A 14965-nucleotide genomic window follows, 5' to 3' on the forward strand; every position below is an offset into this window, starting at 1 on the left:
GTGGTCGGTGCGGCAGGTGAGGCAGGCGCGGCCGATGTGGGCGGGCATCACCGGTGCTCGGGGAGGGAGGCGGTCCGGACGACGGGGCCGAACGGCGAGGCCGGACGACGGGCCCCGGCTACGAATCCGGATGACGTGGTCGGATGAGCGGGGGCGGGACGGCCCTAGCCGGTGCCCGTCATCCGGGCGAAGACCACCACGTTGCCCGCGTAGCCGGAGTCCGCCGAGTAGTCGCCGCCGCAGGTCAGGACGCGCAGCTCGGGGCGTCCGGTGGTGCCGTAGACCTTCCGGGCGGGGAACTTCCGCTTGTCGAAGACCTGGGTGCCGTAGACCTCGAAGACCGCCGTCCGCCCGTCCTCGCGGGTCACCCGGATCGTCCTGCCCTTCTCCAGGGCGCCCAGCCCGTAGAAGACCGCGGGCCCGCTGCCGCTGTCGACATGGCCGACGATGACGGCGGTGCCGTTCTCGCCGGGGGTCGGCGCGTCCTCGTACCAGCCCGCCAGCCGGGGGGCGTCGGCCGGCGGGGCCTTGATCAGGCCGTCCTTGTCCAGGCCCAGCGGCATCAGCGGGGCCGATACCGCGATCGACGGAATCGCCACCCGGGAGGGGGAGGAACGGGACAGCGGCGGCGGCGCGGGGCCGTCGGGCGGGAGGTCGCCGGGGAAGAGCGCGGTGTCCGCCCCCGGCTGCGGCGGCCCGTCCGCCTCACCGGACAGTCCCTGGCGCACCATGCCGATCCCGATGAGCCCGGCCAGCGCCAGCACGCCCCACCTGGGCCGGCGTGCGGCCGCGGGCTCCCCGGGCGTCGCTTCCGGCGGGCCTGTCGGGCTCATCGCTCACCTCCCGTGGCCGCGCGTCCCGGGTGCCCGTCCCCGGGGTGCACGGGTCCGCTGTCGGCACGCTAGGCGCGCCTGGGGGCGGGGGCGACAGCAGACGGCCGAACGGGTGGCGGGCGCCGCATCGCTGCGTCGCCCGCCATGGGCCGTGCCGGTTACGGCGCCGGGAACACCACATCGGCCAGCCGCTCGACCTGGTCCGGGTCCGGGGACCAGCAGTAGAGCATCACCTCGTCCGCGCCGATCGCCCGGAACGCGGCCACCGCCTCGCGGATCTGCGCCCCGGTGGTGAGCAGCCCCTTCACGACATGGTCGGTGTAGCTGCTCGGCTGGTAGTACGCGCGCAGTTCCTCGCGGGCACGGTCGAGGGTCGGCTCCGGGCCGAGCGCGACATTGACCTGGGCCAGCAGCCGCGGCCGGCCCGTACGGCCGGCCCGGGACCAGGCCGCCTCCACCTCACGGAAGAGGCCGTCCATGGCGGGGGCCGGGAGGGCGGCGCCGAGAAAGCCGTCTCCCCAGCGGGCCACGCGCTCCATCACGGCGGGCACGAACCCGCCGAACAGCACCTCGGGCCCGCCGGGCCGCGCGGGGGCGGGACCGATCGGGCCGACGTCTTCGGAGAGCGGCTCCCCGGACCAGATGCGCCGCATGGTCGCCAGCTGCCGGTCGAGCCGCCGGCCGCGGGTGCGGAGGTCGACACCGGCGGCCAGATAGTCGTCGTCGCGTCCGCCGATGCCGATGCCGAGGGTGAAGCGCGAGCCGGACAGCAGATCGAGCGTGGCGGCCTGCTTGGCGAGCAGCGTCGTACGGTGCAGCGGGGCGAGCAGCACCTCGGTCTGCAACCGGATCCGGGAGGTGGCGCCGGCCAGGGTGGCCAGCGTGATCAGCGGTTCGGGGTTGCCGAACACCAGCCGGTCGAGCAGGGCGACGGTGGTGAAGGGGGTGGCTTCGGCGCGCCGTGCCCAGCTCAGCAGCTGTGCGGGATCGCCGATGGGAAGGCCGAGGCCTACGGACATGGAAGGTCCTCCAGAAGGACGAACGGGCATGAGTGATCGCGGATTGTCATGTCGCCCACTCGTTCGGCACCGCGCGTTCGCTGCGCGCGGGCTGCTCCCGTTCTGCGACGTCCTTCTGGAGAGCTGATGTCAGAGTGCCGTCACCCTACGAGGGGGAACGCGCGTCCGCATCCGATTTTCGCCGCCGGGCCGCCGGCCCCCGGGCCCCGGACCCCCGGCCCCTGGACCCCGCTCTCCCCGGACCATCCCCCGGCCCGTCACCCCCGCCGCGCCGCCGCCACCGCGGGCGCCGACGACTGCGGCAGCAGCTGAGCCGGCCGCGGCGGCAGCCGGAGCTCCACCTCCACTCCGTCCGCGAAGCGGTACGGCCGGTGCGCCAGCACACTCGCGAGATGGCGGCGCAGCCGGGACAGTTCGGCCCGCACGGTGACCGTACGGCTGTCGTCGCCGAAGAGGTCCCGGGCGAGTTCGGCGGCACTGCGTCCCTGCGGATGCGCGGCAAGGACGAACAGCAGCTCGGCATGGCGCGGGGTCAGCTCGTGCGACCAGCTGCCGGCCGGTCCGCTGACGGTGACCGTCGAGCCGTCCCGCCCGCTGACGTCCAGCACCACCCGGCTCGGCCCGGCGTCCTGCTCCTGCCGCCCGACACGGACCAGCCAGCCGCCGGGTAACGGCTCCAGGGTGCACATGCCGTACCGCGGCAGCCACAGCGGCCCGGCCTCGGGCGACTTGGGCAGCGCCACCCGGTCCTGCGGCGTCAGTCCCGTCACCCCCGCGATCCAGCCGCTCGGGTCCACGGCCAGCGCCTGCCCGCCGATCCGCGCCAGCACCGGCGCCGCGCTCGACCGCAGCCGTTCCAGGGACAGATGATGGCGGCTGCGCAGCTCACCCTCGGCGAGCCGGGCGACCGCGGACACCAGCGAGAGCGTCGTGGGGTGGAAGGAGGGCGCCGGACCACTGATGTCCACGGTGCCCAACAGGCGCCCGTCGCGGGGGTCGTGGAGCGGCGCCGCGGCACACGTCCACTGCTGGTGGCTGCGGACGAAATGCTCCGCGGAGTGCACCAGCACCGGCCGGCGGGCCACCAGCGCGGTGCCGATGGCGTTGGTGCCGACGACGTCCTCCGTCCAGCAGGCCCCCTTGTCGAAGCCGAGCCGGTCGGCCATCCGCCGCACCGGCGCGCTGCCCTCCCGCCACAGCACCCGGCCCTCGGCGTCGGTGACGACCATGATCTGCTGTGCGGCGTCGGCGGAGGGCAGCAGCCCCTCGTTGAACACCGGCAGCACCGCCGTCAGCTGCGACACCTGCCGACGGCGTTCCAACTCCGCCACGGGCAGCAGGATTTGGGGCCGGTCCCGGTCCGGGTCGACGCCCGAGATCAGCACCCGGCGCCAGGATTCACCGATCACCGCCCGGGGCATGCCGGAGGAATCGCCGGGCGCAACCTCGCCCGCGAGCACCGCCTCGTGGACCGTGGCGAGGCGGTGGGCGGTGGCGCGGTTGTCCTGGGCCGACCAGATGGCACTGTCGATCGCTCTGTCGCTCACGCTGCTCTCCGTAGTGCCCTGTTCCTCGTCCCTCGGGGTCGTGCCCTTGGTGCCCTTCGTGCCCCTCGTGCGCTCAACGGTCCGCTCTCGAAGCGCCATTGTCCCGGTTGGTCTCCGGGCACTGCAACGCACTGCAACCGTTGTCGCCCATGACGCGTTCCCGGAAGGCTGGCCGGAGCGGCCGATGGCGTCTCGCCACCGGGGGTTCGCCGGTCACCCGTCGGGGAACCGCCGGCTGTCGCCGGGATTCCATCGGCCGCCAGGCGCGATGTCGGCACGGCCAGGAGGGGGCTCACCATGGTGGCCGCTCCCTGCGCGTCGTGGTGAGCGCGGTGGACGAGGGGGTGCGTCGCGCACCTGCCGTCCGTCCCGCCGTCCACCACGAGGTCCCCCGGCGGCCCGCGGCCGACGTCCTGACCGCATATCAGCCGCAGTCGGCCGACGGCCGTGCGGCAGCGCCCGGGACACCCTGAACCGGGAGCGGTGCCGTGTCGGCGCGGCACCGCTCCCTGAACCGACGCGGCGGCGGCGACCCCCTGTCCCCGTCGTCCTGCGAGGCGAGGGCCCGGAGGCGACGGGGAGCCGCCGCCGCGTCGGGCCGGTACCGCGCTCAGCCCTCAGTCCTCGCCCTCGGCCACCGGCCGCGCCCGCGCCACCACGGCCGCAAGATCCAGCGTGTGCGGCAGCGTCCCGAACGCCGCGCCCGCGTCACCGCCGAGCCGGCCGGCGCAGAAGGCGTCCGCGACCTCGGACGGGGCGTGGCGCACCAGCAGCGAACCCTGGAGCACCAGCGCCATCCGCTCCACCAGCCGTCGGGCCCGCGCCTCGATGCCCTCCAGATCGGCGAGCTCGGTGAGCATCCCGGTGATCGCCCGGTCCAGCCGGTGATCCGCGCCCCGCGCCGCCCCGATCTCGGTCAGGAACGCGTGCAGCGCCTCGGGTTCGCGCCGCAGGGCCCGCAGTACGTCCAGCGCCTGGACATTGCCTGACCCCTCCCAGATCGAGTTGAGCGGGGCCTCGCGCAGCAGCCGCGGCAGTCCCGACTCCTCCACGTAACCGTTGCCGCCCAGACACTCCAGCGCCTCGGTCACCATCGGCGTGCAGCGCTTGGTCACCCAGTACTTCGCCGCCGGCACCGCCAGCCGCAGAAAGTGCCGGTCCTGCTCGGTGTCGGCGTCGTACGCCGCCGCCAGGCGCAGCGCGAGGGCGGTCGCCGCCTCCGACTCCAGCGCCAGATCGGCCAGCACATTGCGCATCAGCGGCTTGTCGATCAGCCGGTCGCCGAAGGCCTCCCGGTGCGCGGTGTGGTGCAGCGCCTGCGCCACCGCCTGCCGCATCACCGCCGCCGACGCGCTGACACAGTCCAGCCGGGTCGCCGCGACCATCTCGATGATCGTCGCCACTCCGCGCCCCTCCTCGCCGACCCGGCGCGCCCAGCTCTCCCCGTCGAACTCGACCTCCGCGGAGGCGTTCGAGCGGTTGCCGAGCTTGTCCTTGAGCCGCTGGATACGGAAGGAGTTGCGGCTCCCGTCCGGCAGCACCCGCGGCAGCAGAAAGCAGGTGAGCCCGCCCGGCGCCCGGGCCAGCACCAGGAAGGCGTCCGACATCGGCGCCGAACAGAACCACTTGTGACCGGTCAGTACGTATTCGCCGGGGGCGGCCAGCGGCTCGGCGCGGGTCGTGAGGGCCCGCAGGTCGCTGCCGCCCTGCTTCTCCGTCAGGGCCATCCCGGCCAGCGCGCCGCCCTTCTCGGCGACCGGGCGCAGCTCGTGCTCGTACACCTGCGAGGTCAGCAACGGCTCCCACTCGGCCGCCAGCTCGGGCTCGGCGCGCAGCGTGGGCACCGCCGCATGGGTCATCGACAGCGGGCAGCCGTGCCCCGCCTCGGCCTGCGTCCACACGAGGAAGCCGGCGGTGCGGCGGACATGGCCGTCCGGCCGGCCCCAGGCGCCGGTCAGCCCGGCCGTGACCGCATGGCCGAGCAGCCGGTGCCAGGCCGGGTGGAACTCCACCTCGTCGATGCGGTGGCCGTAGCGGTCATGGGTGCGCAGGACCGGTGGGTTCGCGTTGGCCTGCTCGCCCCAGCGCCGGGCGTGCGCGGAGCCGGCCGCCTTCCCCAGCGTGCTCAGTTCTTCGCGTACCTCGTCGAGCCGGACGTCGGCGACATACCGGCCGACGCCCTCCGTCAGGGCCGCGTCGCCGGCGAAGACGTCGTATCCGACCAGCGGCGGAGGCTGGTTCGTGACCGTGTGAGTGGTGGCTGCCATGCCAGATACGGTAAGGAGGTGCAGCAGGCAAACGAACCAACCGAGCGGCCCGCGGGCCGTCTGACCAAGGCCCGCGCCCTCTACCGCAACGTTTCCAAGCGTCGGCTGGCCTGGCTCCTGCTCAAGGACACCGTCAACTCCTGCATGAAGTACCGCGTCACCGGCCTGGCCGCCGAGGCCGCCTTCTGGAGCCTGCTGTCGCTGCCGCCGCTGATCCTCGGGCTCCTGGGCGTGCTCGGCTATACGAACGCATGGATCGGGCACGACACCATCGACAGCGTCCGCCGGCACATCCTCGGCGCCGCCGGCACCGTCCTGTCCGCCAAGGGCGTGAACGAGATCGCCCGGCCGCTGCTCACCGACGTCTTCACCGGCCGCCGCCCGGACGTCATCTCGCTCGGCTTCGCCATCGCCCTGTGGTCCGGGTCCCGCGCGATGAACGTCTTCGTCGACACCATCACCATCATGTACGGGCTCGACGGCCGGCGCGGCATCATCAGGACCCGGCTGCTGGCGTTCGCGCTGTACCTCGCCGCGCTCGTCGTCGGCGCCGTCGCCCTGCCGCTGATGGTGGCCGGGCCCGACACCGTCGTGAGCTGGCTGCCGTCCAGTGAGCACATCATCCGGGCGCTGTACTGGCCGGTCGTCCTGCTCCTGTCGGTCGCCTTTCTGACCACGCTCTACCACGCGTCCGTTCCGGTCCGTTCGCCCTGGCCGGAGGACATTCCGGGTGCGGTGGTCGCGCTCGGTATGTGGGTGCTCGGCAGCTTCCTGCTGCGGCTCTATCTCACCTCGACGGTCGAGGGGCCCACCATCTACGGCTCGTTGGCCGCGCCGGTCGCGGTACTCCTGTGGATCGGTGTGTCAGCCTTCGCGGTGCTGGTCGGGGCCGCGACGAACGCCTCACTCGACCGGGTGTGGCCGTCGGTCGCCACGGCCGCGGCCCGCGAGGAGGCCGCACGGCGGACGGCGGCGAAGGCGTCGGCGAAGGCGGGCGCTGAGGGAGCGGGTGTCGGCGAATCGGGTGCCGAGGAGGCGGGAGCCGAGAGGACGGGCGCCGACGGGGCGGAGGGGGCCGGGGCGGACGGCGGTCAGCGTGGCGGTGAGGGCGGTGGTGACGGCGACGGGGGCCGTGGCGACGGCCGCCACGGGGAGGGCCGCGGCGACGGCGGCACGCGCGACGACTGAGCGGACGTCACCCGGCCCGCCGGCCTGGCCGCGGTCCGCTGTGCCGTATGCGCCTCCGGCCATGAAGACGTGCGCGAGGCATTGACAGCCCTGGGACTCCGGCAGATGATCCATGCCGACCACTTCGCGAACGAAAGTTCACCAGGCGAACTTCTGCCCTCCGAGCGTCACTTCGCGCGTCGCCCTTCGTGCTGCATGCGTCGCGCCTCGTGCCTCGTGAATCCGAGGTCCCCATGTCTCCCACCGGCCCTCCGCCGCCCGCCACCGACCCGTCCGCAGGAACACCCCCCGGCCCGCCCCCGGGCCCCGGCCGTCACACCTTCCGCTCCGTCGCGCCCGTCCTGGCGCTGTGCTGGCTCGCCGTCTTCTTCGACGGTATGGACGTCAACATCTACGGCGCCGTCATGCCGCACATGCTCGACGACCCCGGCCTCGGCCTCACCTCCGGCGGGGCCGGCACGATCGGCAGCTGGACCACCTTCGGCATGCTGATCGGTGCCCTCGGCACCGGCACCCTCACCGACTGGCTGGGCCGCCGCCCGGTCCTGGTCACCAGCGTGCTGCTGTTCTCCGCCGGGTCGGCGGTCTGCGCGCTGTCCGGCGCGCCCGGCCCGTTCGGCGCCGGCCGCTTCCTGGCGGGCCTGGGCCTCGGCGGTCTGATGCCCCTCTGCCTCTCCCTGGTGATGGAGTTCGCACCGCCCCGCCGGGCCGCCCTCGCCACCGGCCTGCTGATGACCTCGTACCACGCGGGCGGCATGTTCGCGACGGGCCTGGGGCTGACGCTGGCGCCCGCGCTCGGCTGGCGCTGGGTGTTCTGGGCCGGGGTGCTGCCCGCGGTCGTCGCGGCCCCGCTGCTGCTGCGCCTGCTGCCGGAATCGCCCGGTGTGCTGCTCGCCAAGGGCCGTACCGCCGAGGCCGATGCGGTCGCCGACCGCTACGGCATGGCCCGCCCCGTACCCGCCGATGCCCCCGCCCAGGGGGCCAAGGGCCGGCTGGCCGCGATCCTCGCCCTCTTCCGCCCCGGCGCACGCTGGGCGACGCCGCTGCTGTGGCTCGCCTCGTTCTGCGGTCTGCTCCTGGTCTACGGCGTGAGCACCTGGCTGCCGCAGATGATGCGGGCCGCCGGGTACGGCCTCACGTCCTCGGTCAGCTTCCTGCTCATCATCAACGCGGGCGGGATCGTCGGCATGCTGATCGCGGGCCGCACCGCCGACCGCTACGGCCCGGTCAGGGTCTCCGCCCTCTGGTTCCTGCTGACCGCCGCCGGCGCCCTGCTGCTCGGAGCGCATCTGCCGCTCGGCCTCACCTATGTGGTCGTGGCCGTCACCGGTGTCTGGCTCTTCAGCGCACAGGTGATGGTCTACGCGGCGGCCCACCGCGTCTATCCGGCCGCCGAACGGGCCACCGGCATCGGCTGGGTCACCGGTATCGGCCGTACCGGCGCGGTGGCCGGCCCCTGGCTGGGCGGCACCCTCGCCGCCACCGGCAACGACCAACTCGGCTTCACCGCCTTTGCGTTGGCCGGTCTGCTGGGCTCGCTCGCCATCGGCCTGGTGCCGCTCGCCCGGCGCATCGGCCGGCCGGCGGCGGCCCCGGCGTCCCCCTCATCGGCGCCGCTCGGCGCCGAGTAGTTCGCGGGGCCTCGCCCGCACGCCCTTGCCCAGTTGCCCCGATGCTCAGTTGCCCCGATGCCGGAATGCCCAGCCCGTGGAGTGTGTGCGGGCCGGGTTCCGGCATCGGGGCCAAGGGGCCGGTATCGGGAAGTGCAGTTCACCCCGCCAGGAACTCAGCGGGGCCCGCCCGCAGAGCGGCCGTCACCTCACAGGTGGCCGAGGGCCCGGACCGCGTCGTAGTACTTCTTCGCGACCTTCAGGCACCCCTTGCGCTGGGCCTGGCTGTACGGGCCCCACTGGCGCTTGCAGACACTCTGCATGTCGTAGTGAAAGGAATCGTCCACCCGCTTCTTGTGCGCGCGGCTGAATTCATGCATCTTCTTGTAATTGCGGTAACCGAAATCATGCCGGGCGCAGGACTCCCAGAAATGGAATCCGCCGGGGTTGTCGGTGACGCCCGAGCAGCCGTCGGTCGACCAGTCGAAGCGGTACTTGTCGTGCCCGTCCTGCCACTTGACGCGAGTGTTCTCCCAAAGCGGCATGCCGTACTTCTCGGTCAGCTGGTTGAGCCGCTTGAGCTTCTGCGCCCTGCTGACGGCCGCCGTCACCTGCGGGTTCGCCGAGACGGTCGATGCCTTGGGAGCCGTGCGGTCCGCGCCCGCGGGACCGGCGAGCGCCGGGGTGGCCGACGAGAGGGCGACGACGCCGCTGAGTGCGGCGCCGGCCAAGGAAATACCGAGCTTGTTCATGCGTGCTGTCTATGCCTTCCGGTAACCGGTATGTGTCCCCGTAAGGGGACGCGGCCGGAGCCCGGGAGAAAATGCATGCGCACAGCCGACGCCGACGCGAAAGCGAAAGCACCCCCCGTGCGGTCGTCCCCCGAACTGACCGCGCCCGCAGGCTAACACGACATCTTTTGCTCCGCGGAGCAGTCGCAATAAAAAAGTATCCACCCGGTGGGTCCCGGAATGCGGAATGCAAAACTCCTCACCCGCGCGCGCCGTGCGCGGCCGTTTGCGCGAGGAGTGTCGGGACGCGGCCGGGTACCCGTCACAGCACCGGAATGCGTGCGTACCTCCCCGCCACCCACAGGTCCGCCTCGATGGCGGCGGCGGCGCTGCGCAGGGCCGGGAGGAGGGCCTCGCGGGCCTCGTCGGCGGTGCAACGGCCCGCGTGGGTGGAGACGTTGACGGCGGAGACGACGCGGCCGGTGCGGTCGCGTACGGGGACGGCGAGGGAGCGCAGGCCCTCTTCCAGTTCCTCGTCGACCAGGGCGAAGCCGTGGGAGCGGACCTCTTCCAGGAGGGCGAGGAGCTGTCGGGGATCGGTCACGGTGTGGCGGGTGAGGGGTGCGAGGTCGGTGCGGGCCAGTCGCGCGGAGAGTTCGGCCGGGGGGAGGTCGGCAAGGAGGACGCGGCCCATGGAGGTCGGGTACGCGGGGAAGCGGGTGCCCAGGGTGATGTTGACGCTCATGATGCGCACGGTGGGGACCCGGGCGACGTACTGGATGTCGTCGCCGGAGAGGACCGCCATCGAGGCGGAGTCGTGCACCCGCTCGACCAGTGCGACAAGGTGCGGCTGGGCGAGGGCGGGCAGGGTGAGGCCCGAGAGAGGGGCGAAGCCCAGCTCCAGCACCTTCGGGGTCGGGCGGAAGAGCTTGCCGTCGGTGGCGAGGTAGCCCAGGTGTTCCAGCGTGATCAGGGCGCGGCGGGCGGTCGCGCGGGCCAGGCCGGTGGCCTCCGCGACGGCGGTGAGCGGGAGTTCGGCGCGGCCGGCGCCGAACGCGGTGAGGGTGATCAGCCCGCGGGCCATCGATTCGACGAATTCGGGGCCCAGTTCCTGCTTGGACGCGCGCATCCAGGTGGCATGGGCGGGGTGGGACGGGCCGGGCGCCGTGTCGGGGGCGGATGCCGCGTCCCGGGGGAGGCTCAGGGCGTACTCCATCGCACAGACCGTCTCGCGGAGGCGGGGGAGTACCGCGTCGGGCAGTTCGGCAGCGCTCAGCCGGCTGGTGTGGCTGACGACGCTGAGTGCGCAGACCGGGCGGCCGGCGGTGTCGCGGACCGGCATGGCCACCGCGACCAGGCCCGGTTCGATGAGCTGGTCGTCCAGGGACCAGCCGGCGTCGCGCGCGGCGGCCACCTGGGCCTCGAAACCGGCGGGCGAGCCTGCGTCCGGGCCCGGCCCGGCGTCGTCACCCGTCCCGTCCTCGGCGCGCCGCGGCGGCACCGCAGGGAAGCCCGCGTCCGTCGGGTCGGCCGCGCGGCGTGAGCGCCAGCGCCGCCAGTCCGCCGCGTCCCAGCGATCCGCGAACAGCGCGCCCGGCGCGCCCCGCTCGGCGGGCAGCAGATCGCCGATGCGGAAGGCGAGCGACATGGCGCGGCGGCGGGTCGCCTGGTGGACGAAGCGCACCCCGTCGCCGTCCGGCACCGCGAGGGAGACCGACTCGTCCAGCTCGTCGGCCAGCCGGTCGGCGAGCGGGCCGAGCCGGTCGGGGAGTTCGGAGGCGGCGAGGTAGGCGTTGCCGAGCTCCAGCAGCCGCGGCGCGAGCACCGCGTCCCGGCCCTCGGTCCGTACGTAGCCCAGGCGCGCGAGCGTGCTCAGCACCCGGTCGACGGTGGAGCGGGCGAGACCGGTTCGGCGCACCAGGTCGCCGACCGGCTGCCGGCCGCCGCCGGCCGCCAGCTCCCGCAGCACGGACAGGCTGCGCATCAGCGGCCCCACCGCTTCTGGCGGCGGCGCCGGCGGTGCGGACGGGGTGGTGGCGGCGGGCTGGGTCATGGCCTCTCCATGGTGCGGCGATCTGGTCGGAACCGTACCCGGGCGGACCGTTGACAGGGCCGGGGGCGGGGTCCAAACTCAAGGCGGCTCAATTATGAACTTAAGTTCACTGTGCGAACAAGTGGAGATGGGGCGGTCGTTGAGGCCATGCCCCGGCACGAACCGAGGGTGAGGACATGGCCGACATCCGTTCCCTGCACGATGCCGTCGCGGAGCTGATCCATGACGGAGACACCGTGGCGCTGGAGGGGTTCACCCACCTCATCCCGTTCGCCGCGGCGCACGAGATCATCCGTCAGGGCATCAAGGGCCTCACGCTGGCCCGGATGACCCCGGACGTGGTCTACGACCAGCTGATCGGCGCGGGCGTGGCCGCCAAGCTGGTCTTCTCCTGGGGTGGCAATCCGGGTGTCGGATCGCTGCACCGCTTCCGGGACGCGGTCGAGAACGGCTGGCCCGCCCCGCTGGAGATCGACGAGCACAGCCATGCCGGGATGGCCAACCGCTACGCCGCGGGCGCGGCACGACTCCCGTTCGCCGTGCTCCGCGGCTACCGCGGCAGCGACATCCCGGCCCGTACGCCCACGGTCTCCACCGTCGTTTGCCCGTTCACCGGCGAGGAGCTGGCCGCCGTCGCCGCCCTCAACCCCGACGTCACGGTCATCCATGCGCAGCAGGCCGACCGGGCGGGCAACGTCCAGCTGTGGGGCCTGACGGGGATCCAGAAGGAGGCGGCGCTGGCCGCCCGGCGCGTACTGGTCACCGTCGAGGAAGTCGTCGACACCCTGGAGCCCCGTCCCGGCGGCGTCGTCCTGCCCACATGGGTCGTCGACGCGGTCGCGCTCGTCCCCGGCGGCGCCCATCCGTCCTACGCGGCCGGCTATTCGGTCCGGGACAACGCCTTCTACCGGGAATGGGACGCCATTTCGCGGGACCGGGCGGCGTTCGGGCGATGGCTGGGGGAGTGTGTGCGCTTGGAGCCTGGGGGGCCCGGGGAGTCCGGGGAGCTGGAGGAGTCAGGGAAGCCCAAGGAGGCGGAGAGGCCCGGGGAGCAGGGGGAGGGGGCGGAAGGAGAGGAGAAGGGAGAGGCGGTGGAACCGGCCCGGGTGGCGACGGCGGTGTCGGTGGCCGGAGCCACTGCTGCCGTGGTGGCCGCGGCTCCGTCGTCGGCGCACGCCCATGAGACCGCCCCTGAGACCGCCCTTGAGGCCGCCCCTGAGACCGTCCCCGAAGCCGCCCCGGAGCCCGTCCCTGGGGCGGCCCCGGAGCCCGCCCCGGAGTGCACCCCCGACGAGCTGATGGAGGTCAATGCCGCCCGTGCCCTGGCGGGTGCGCGGACCTGCTTCGTCGGCATCGGGCTGCCCAGTACGGCCGCCAACCTCGCCCGCCGCACGGTCAATCCGGATCTGGTGCTGGTCTACGAGTCCGGCACCATCGGCTCCAAGCCGACCCGGCTGCCGCTCTCCATCGGGGACGGTGAGCTGGCCGACACCGCGGACGCGGTGGTGTCCGTGCCCGAGATGTTCAACTACTGGTTGCAGGGCGGCCGGATCGATGTCGGCTTCCTCGGCGCCGCGCAGGTCGACCGGTTCGCCAATATCAACACCACCGTCGTCCGGCGCGGCCCCGGCAGGCCCGAGGGGCGGCTGCCCGGTGCGGGCGGCGCCCCCGAAATCGCCGCCAACTGCGGGCTGGTGCTGATGGTCCTGCGGCACAGCCGCCGTAACTTCGTCGGTGCGCTGGACTTTGTGACCACCCTCGGCCACGGCAGCGGCCCCAGGGACCGGGCGGCGCTCGGACTGCCCGGCGCCGGACCGACCGCGGTCATCACCGACCTCGGTGTGCTGCGCCCCGACCCGCTCACCGCTGAACTCGTCCTCACGGATCTGCACCCGGGAGTGACGGCCGATCAGGTGCGGGAGGCGACCGGCTGGGACCTCAAGGAAGCCGACCGGATCGGCGTCACCGCCCCGCCCACCGCCGCCGAACTCGCCGCCCTGCGCGCCCTGAAGGCGCCCACATACACCCGCCCCGGGGCGCCCGCGCACACCCGCCCCGGGGCGCCCGCGCACACCGGCCCCGGGGCGCCCGCGCACCGCACTCCAGGGGTGCCCGCGCATGACTCGGCCGCTGTGCCCGCGCAGGACGCATCCGCTGTGTCCGCGCCCCACACTCCGGCCGCGACCGCGCACGACACACCCACCGCGCCCGCCGCCGCCGAACTCGCCGCCCGCCGCTCCCGGAAGGACGCCTGATGCTCATCGACCGCCCGCGGGACGTCTACGTCGTCGACGCCGTCCGCACCCCCATCGGCAGATACGGCGGCATGCTGTCCGCGGTCCGCCCCGACGACCTCGCCGCGCATGTCGTCAAGGCCCTCGTGGACCGCGCCCCGGGACTGGATCTGGCCAGGATCGACGACGTATACCTCGGCAACGCCAATGGCGCGGGGGAGGAGAACCGCGATGTGGCACGGATGGCGGCGCTGCTCGCCGGGCTGCCGGTGACCGTGCCCGGCGTCACGGTCAACCGTCTCTGCGGCTCGGGAATGGAGGCGGTCATCCAGGCCGCCAGGGCCGTCGCGCTCGGCGATGCCTCCGTGGCCGTCGCCGGCGGGGTGGAGTCGATGAGCCGGGCGCCGTGGGTGCTGCCCAAGCCCGAACGGGCCTTCCCCGCGGGGCCGCAGACGCTGCACTCCACCACCCTGGGCTGGCGGCTGACCAACCCGCGGATGCCCGACGAGTGGACCGTCGCCCTCGGCGAGGGCGCGGAACTGATCGCCGACCGCTACGGCATCACCCGTGAACAGCAGGACACTTATGCGCTGGCCAGTCATGAGAAGGCGGCGCGGGCCTGGAAGGACGGCGCGTTCGACGCGGAGGTCGTGCCGTACGGCGACGATGCCGAGGGCGCGGCCGCGGTCCGCGACGAAGGCATCCGCGAGGACACCTCGCTCCAGGCGCTCGGAAAACTGCGGCCCGCCTTCCGCAAGGCGGGCGAAGCGAGGTGCGGGACGGCCGGACCGAAGGCCGGGGGAGGCGCCGTCACCGCCGGCAACTCCTCCCCGCTGAGCGACGGGGCGGCGGCGCTGCTCCTGATGGACGAACAGGGGCTGCGCGCCTCCGGGTGCGTACCGCTCGCCCGGATCCGCAGCAGCGCCGTTACCGGCATCGCACCGCAGTACTTCGGGCTCGGTCCGGTCGAGGCGGCCGGGCGGGCCCTGGAGAAGGCCGGACGCGGCTTCGAGGCGCTGCACACCGTCGAGTTGAACGAGGCGTTCGCCGCCCAGGCGCTCGGCTGCCTGGTCGGATGGCCCGATCTCGACCCCGCCCTCGTCAACCCGCACGGCGGCGCCATCGCTCTCGGGCATCCGCTCGGCGCCTCCGGCGCCCGGATCACCGGCGCGGTCGCCCACCGACTGGCGGCCGCCGGCTCCGGTACGGGACTGGCGACGCTCTGCATCGGCGTGGGGCAGGGGCTTGCTGTGGTGCTGGAGAGGTAGCGCCCTCGCCCTAGCCCAAGCCCTCGTACTCGTCCTCGCCCGCGGACGCGGATGCGGATGTGCCTGTGCCCGTATCCCCCCGAGAGCGCGGGCCTCCCCTCCTCCGTCGGTTCCCCGCCCCGTCGGCCGACCACCACCCCACCGCACTGCAACCCACCGCCCGCCACCCCACCACCCGCCACCCCACCCACCGCCTGGAGACGGCCCCCATGGCT

Annotated in this window: 9 protein-coding genes and 2 pseudogenes; 5 read left to right on the forward strand and 6 right to left on the reverse strand. The window is 73.6% G+C overall.

The annotated features are described in order from the left end of the window. Window positions 1–164: 164 nt before the first annotated feature. The 4 genes from M8I34_RS04350 to M8I34_RS04365 all read right to left on the reverse strand — a co-directional run bounded on the left by M8I34_RS04350 (window position 165) and on the right by M8I34_RS04365 (window position 5666). Window positions 165–833, reverse strand: a complete 669-nt coding sequence (locus M8I34_RS04350) for a class F sortase (protein WP_250047959.1) — start codon at window positions 831–833, stop codon at window positions 165–167. A 158-nt stretch (window positions 834–991) separates the two neighbouring features. Further along, on the reverse strand, window positions 992–1852 hold the full coding sequence (locus M8I34_RS04355) for an LLM class flavin-dependent oxidoreductase (protein WP_250047960.1): 861 nt from the start codon (window positions 1850–1852) through the stop codon (window positions 992–994). A gap of 257 nt (window positions 1853–2109) precedes the next feature. Next, complete coding sequence (locus tag M8I34_RS04360; protein ID WP_250047961.1) at window positions 2110–3399, reverse strand: GAF domain-containing protein; 1290 nt, start codon at window positions 3397–3399, stop codon at window positions 2110–2112. A gap of 617 nt (window positions 3400–4016) precedes the next feature. Further along, a complete protein-coding gene (locus M8I34_RS04365) occupies window positions 4017–5666 on the reverse strand; it encodes an acyl-CoA dehydrogenase family protein (protein WP_250047962.1) in 1650 nt (549 codons plus the stop codon). Window positions 5667–5684: 18 nt separating this feature from the next. On the opposite strand from M8I34_RS04365, the gene M8I34_RS04370 reads away from it, so the two are divergent. Then, on the forward strand, window positions 5685–6854 hold the full coding sequence (locus M8I34_RS04370; RefSeq protein ID WP_250047963.1) for a YihY/virulence factor BrkB family protein: 1170 nt from the start codon (window positions 5685–5687) through the stop codon (window positions 6852–6854). A gap of 233 nt (window positions 6855–7087) precedes the next feature. Further along, window positions 7088–8485 carry an MFS transporter gene (locus M8I34_RS04375; protein WP_250047964.1) on the forward strand — a complete coding sequence of 466 codons (1398 nt, stop codon included), beginning with the start codon at window positions 7088–7090 and terminating at the stop codon, window positions 8483–8485. Window positions 8486–8673: 188 nt separating this feature from the next. Here the strand turns inward: M8I34_RS04375 and M8I34_RS04380 are convergent, their stop codons facing one another. Then, entirely contained in the window at window positions 8674–9216 is a 543-nt protein-coding gene (locus M8I34_RS04380) for a phospholipase (protein WP_250047965.1), read from the reverse strand. Between the two features lie 301 nt (window positions 9217–9517). Then, window positions 9518–11248 carry an IclR family transcriptional regulator C-terminal domain-containing protein gene (locus M8I34_RS04385; RefSeq protein ID WP_250047966.1) on the reverse strand — a complete coding sequence of 577 codons (1731 nt, stop codon included), beginning with the start codon at window positions 11246–11248 and terminating at the stop codon, window positions 9518–9520. 176 nt (window positions 11249–11424) lie between these two features. On the opposite strand from M8I34_RS04385, the pseudogene M8I34_RS04390 reads away from it, so the two are divergent. The 3 genes and pseudogenes from M8I34_RS04390 to M8I34_RS04400 form a co-directional block, all read left to right on the forward strand. After that, a pseudogene (locus tag M8I34_RS04390) lies at window positions 11425–12075 on the forward strand (CoA transferase subunit A); the annotation flags it as partial. Window positions 12076–12546: 471 nt separating this feature from the next. Continuing rightward, window positions 12547–13284 (forward strand): annotated as a pseudogene (locus tag M8I34_RS04395) (CoA-transferase subunit beta); the annotation flags it as partial. Window positions 13285–13502: 218 nt separating this feature from the next. After that, window positions 13503–14750, forward strand: coding sequence for a thiolase family protein (locus tag M8I34_RS04400; RefSeq protein WP_250047967.1), 1248 nt, complete (start codon window positions 13503–13505; stop codon window positions 14748–14750). Window positions 14751–14965: the final 215 nt, after the last annotated feature.

Origin of the sequence: Streptomyces sp. MCA2 (genome assembly GCF_023544705.1) — a bacterium.
Taxonomy (GTDB): domain Bacteria; phylum Actinomycetota; class Actinomycetes; order Streptomycetales; family Streptomycetaceae; genus Streptomyces; species Streptomyces decoyicus.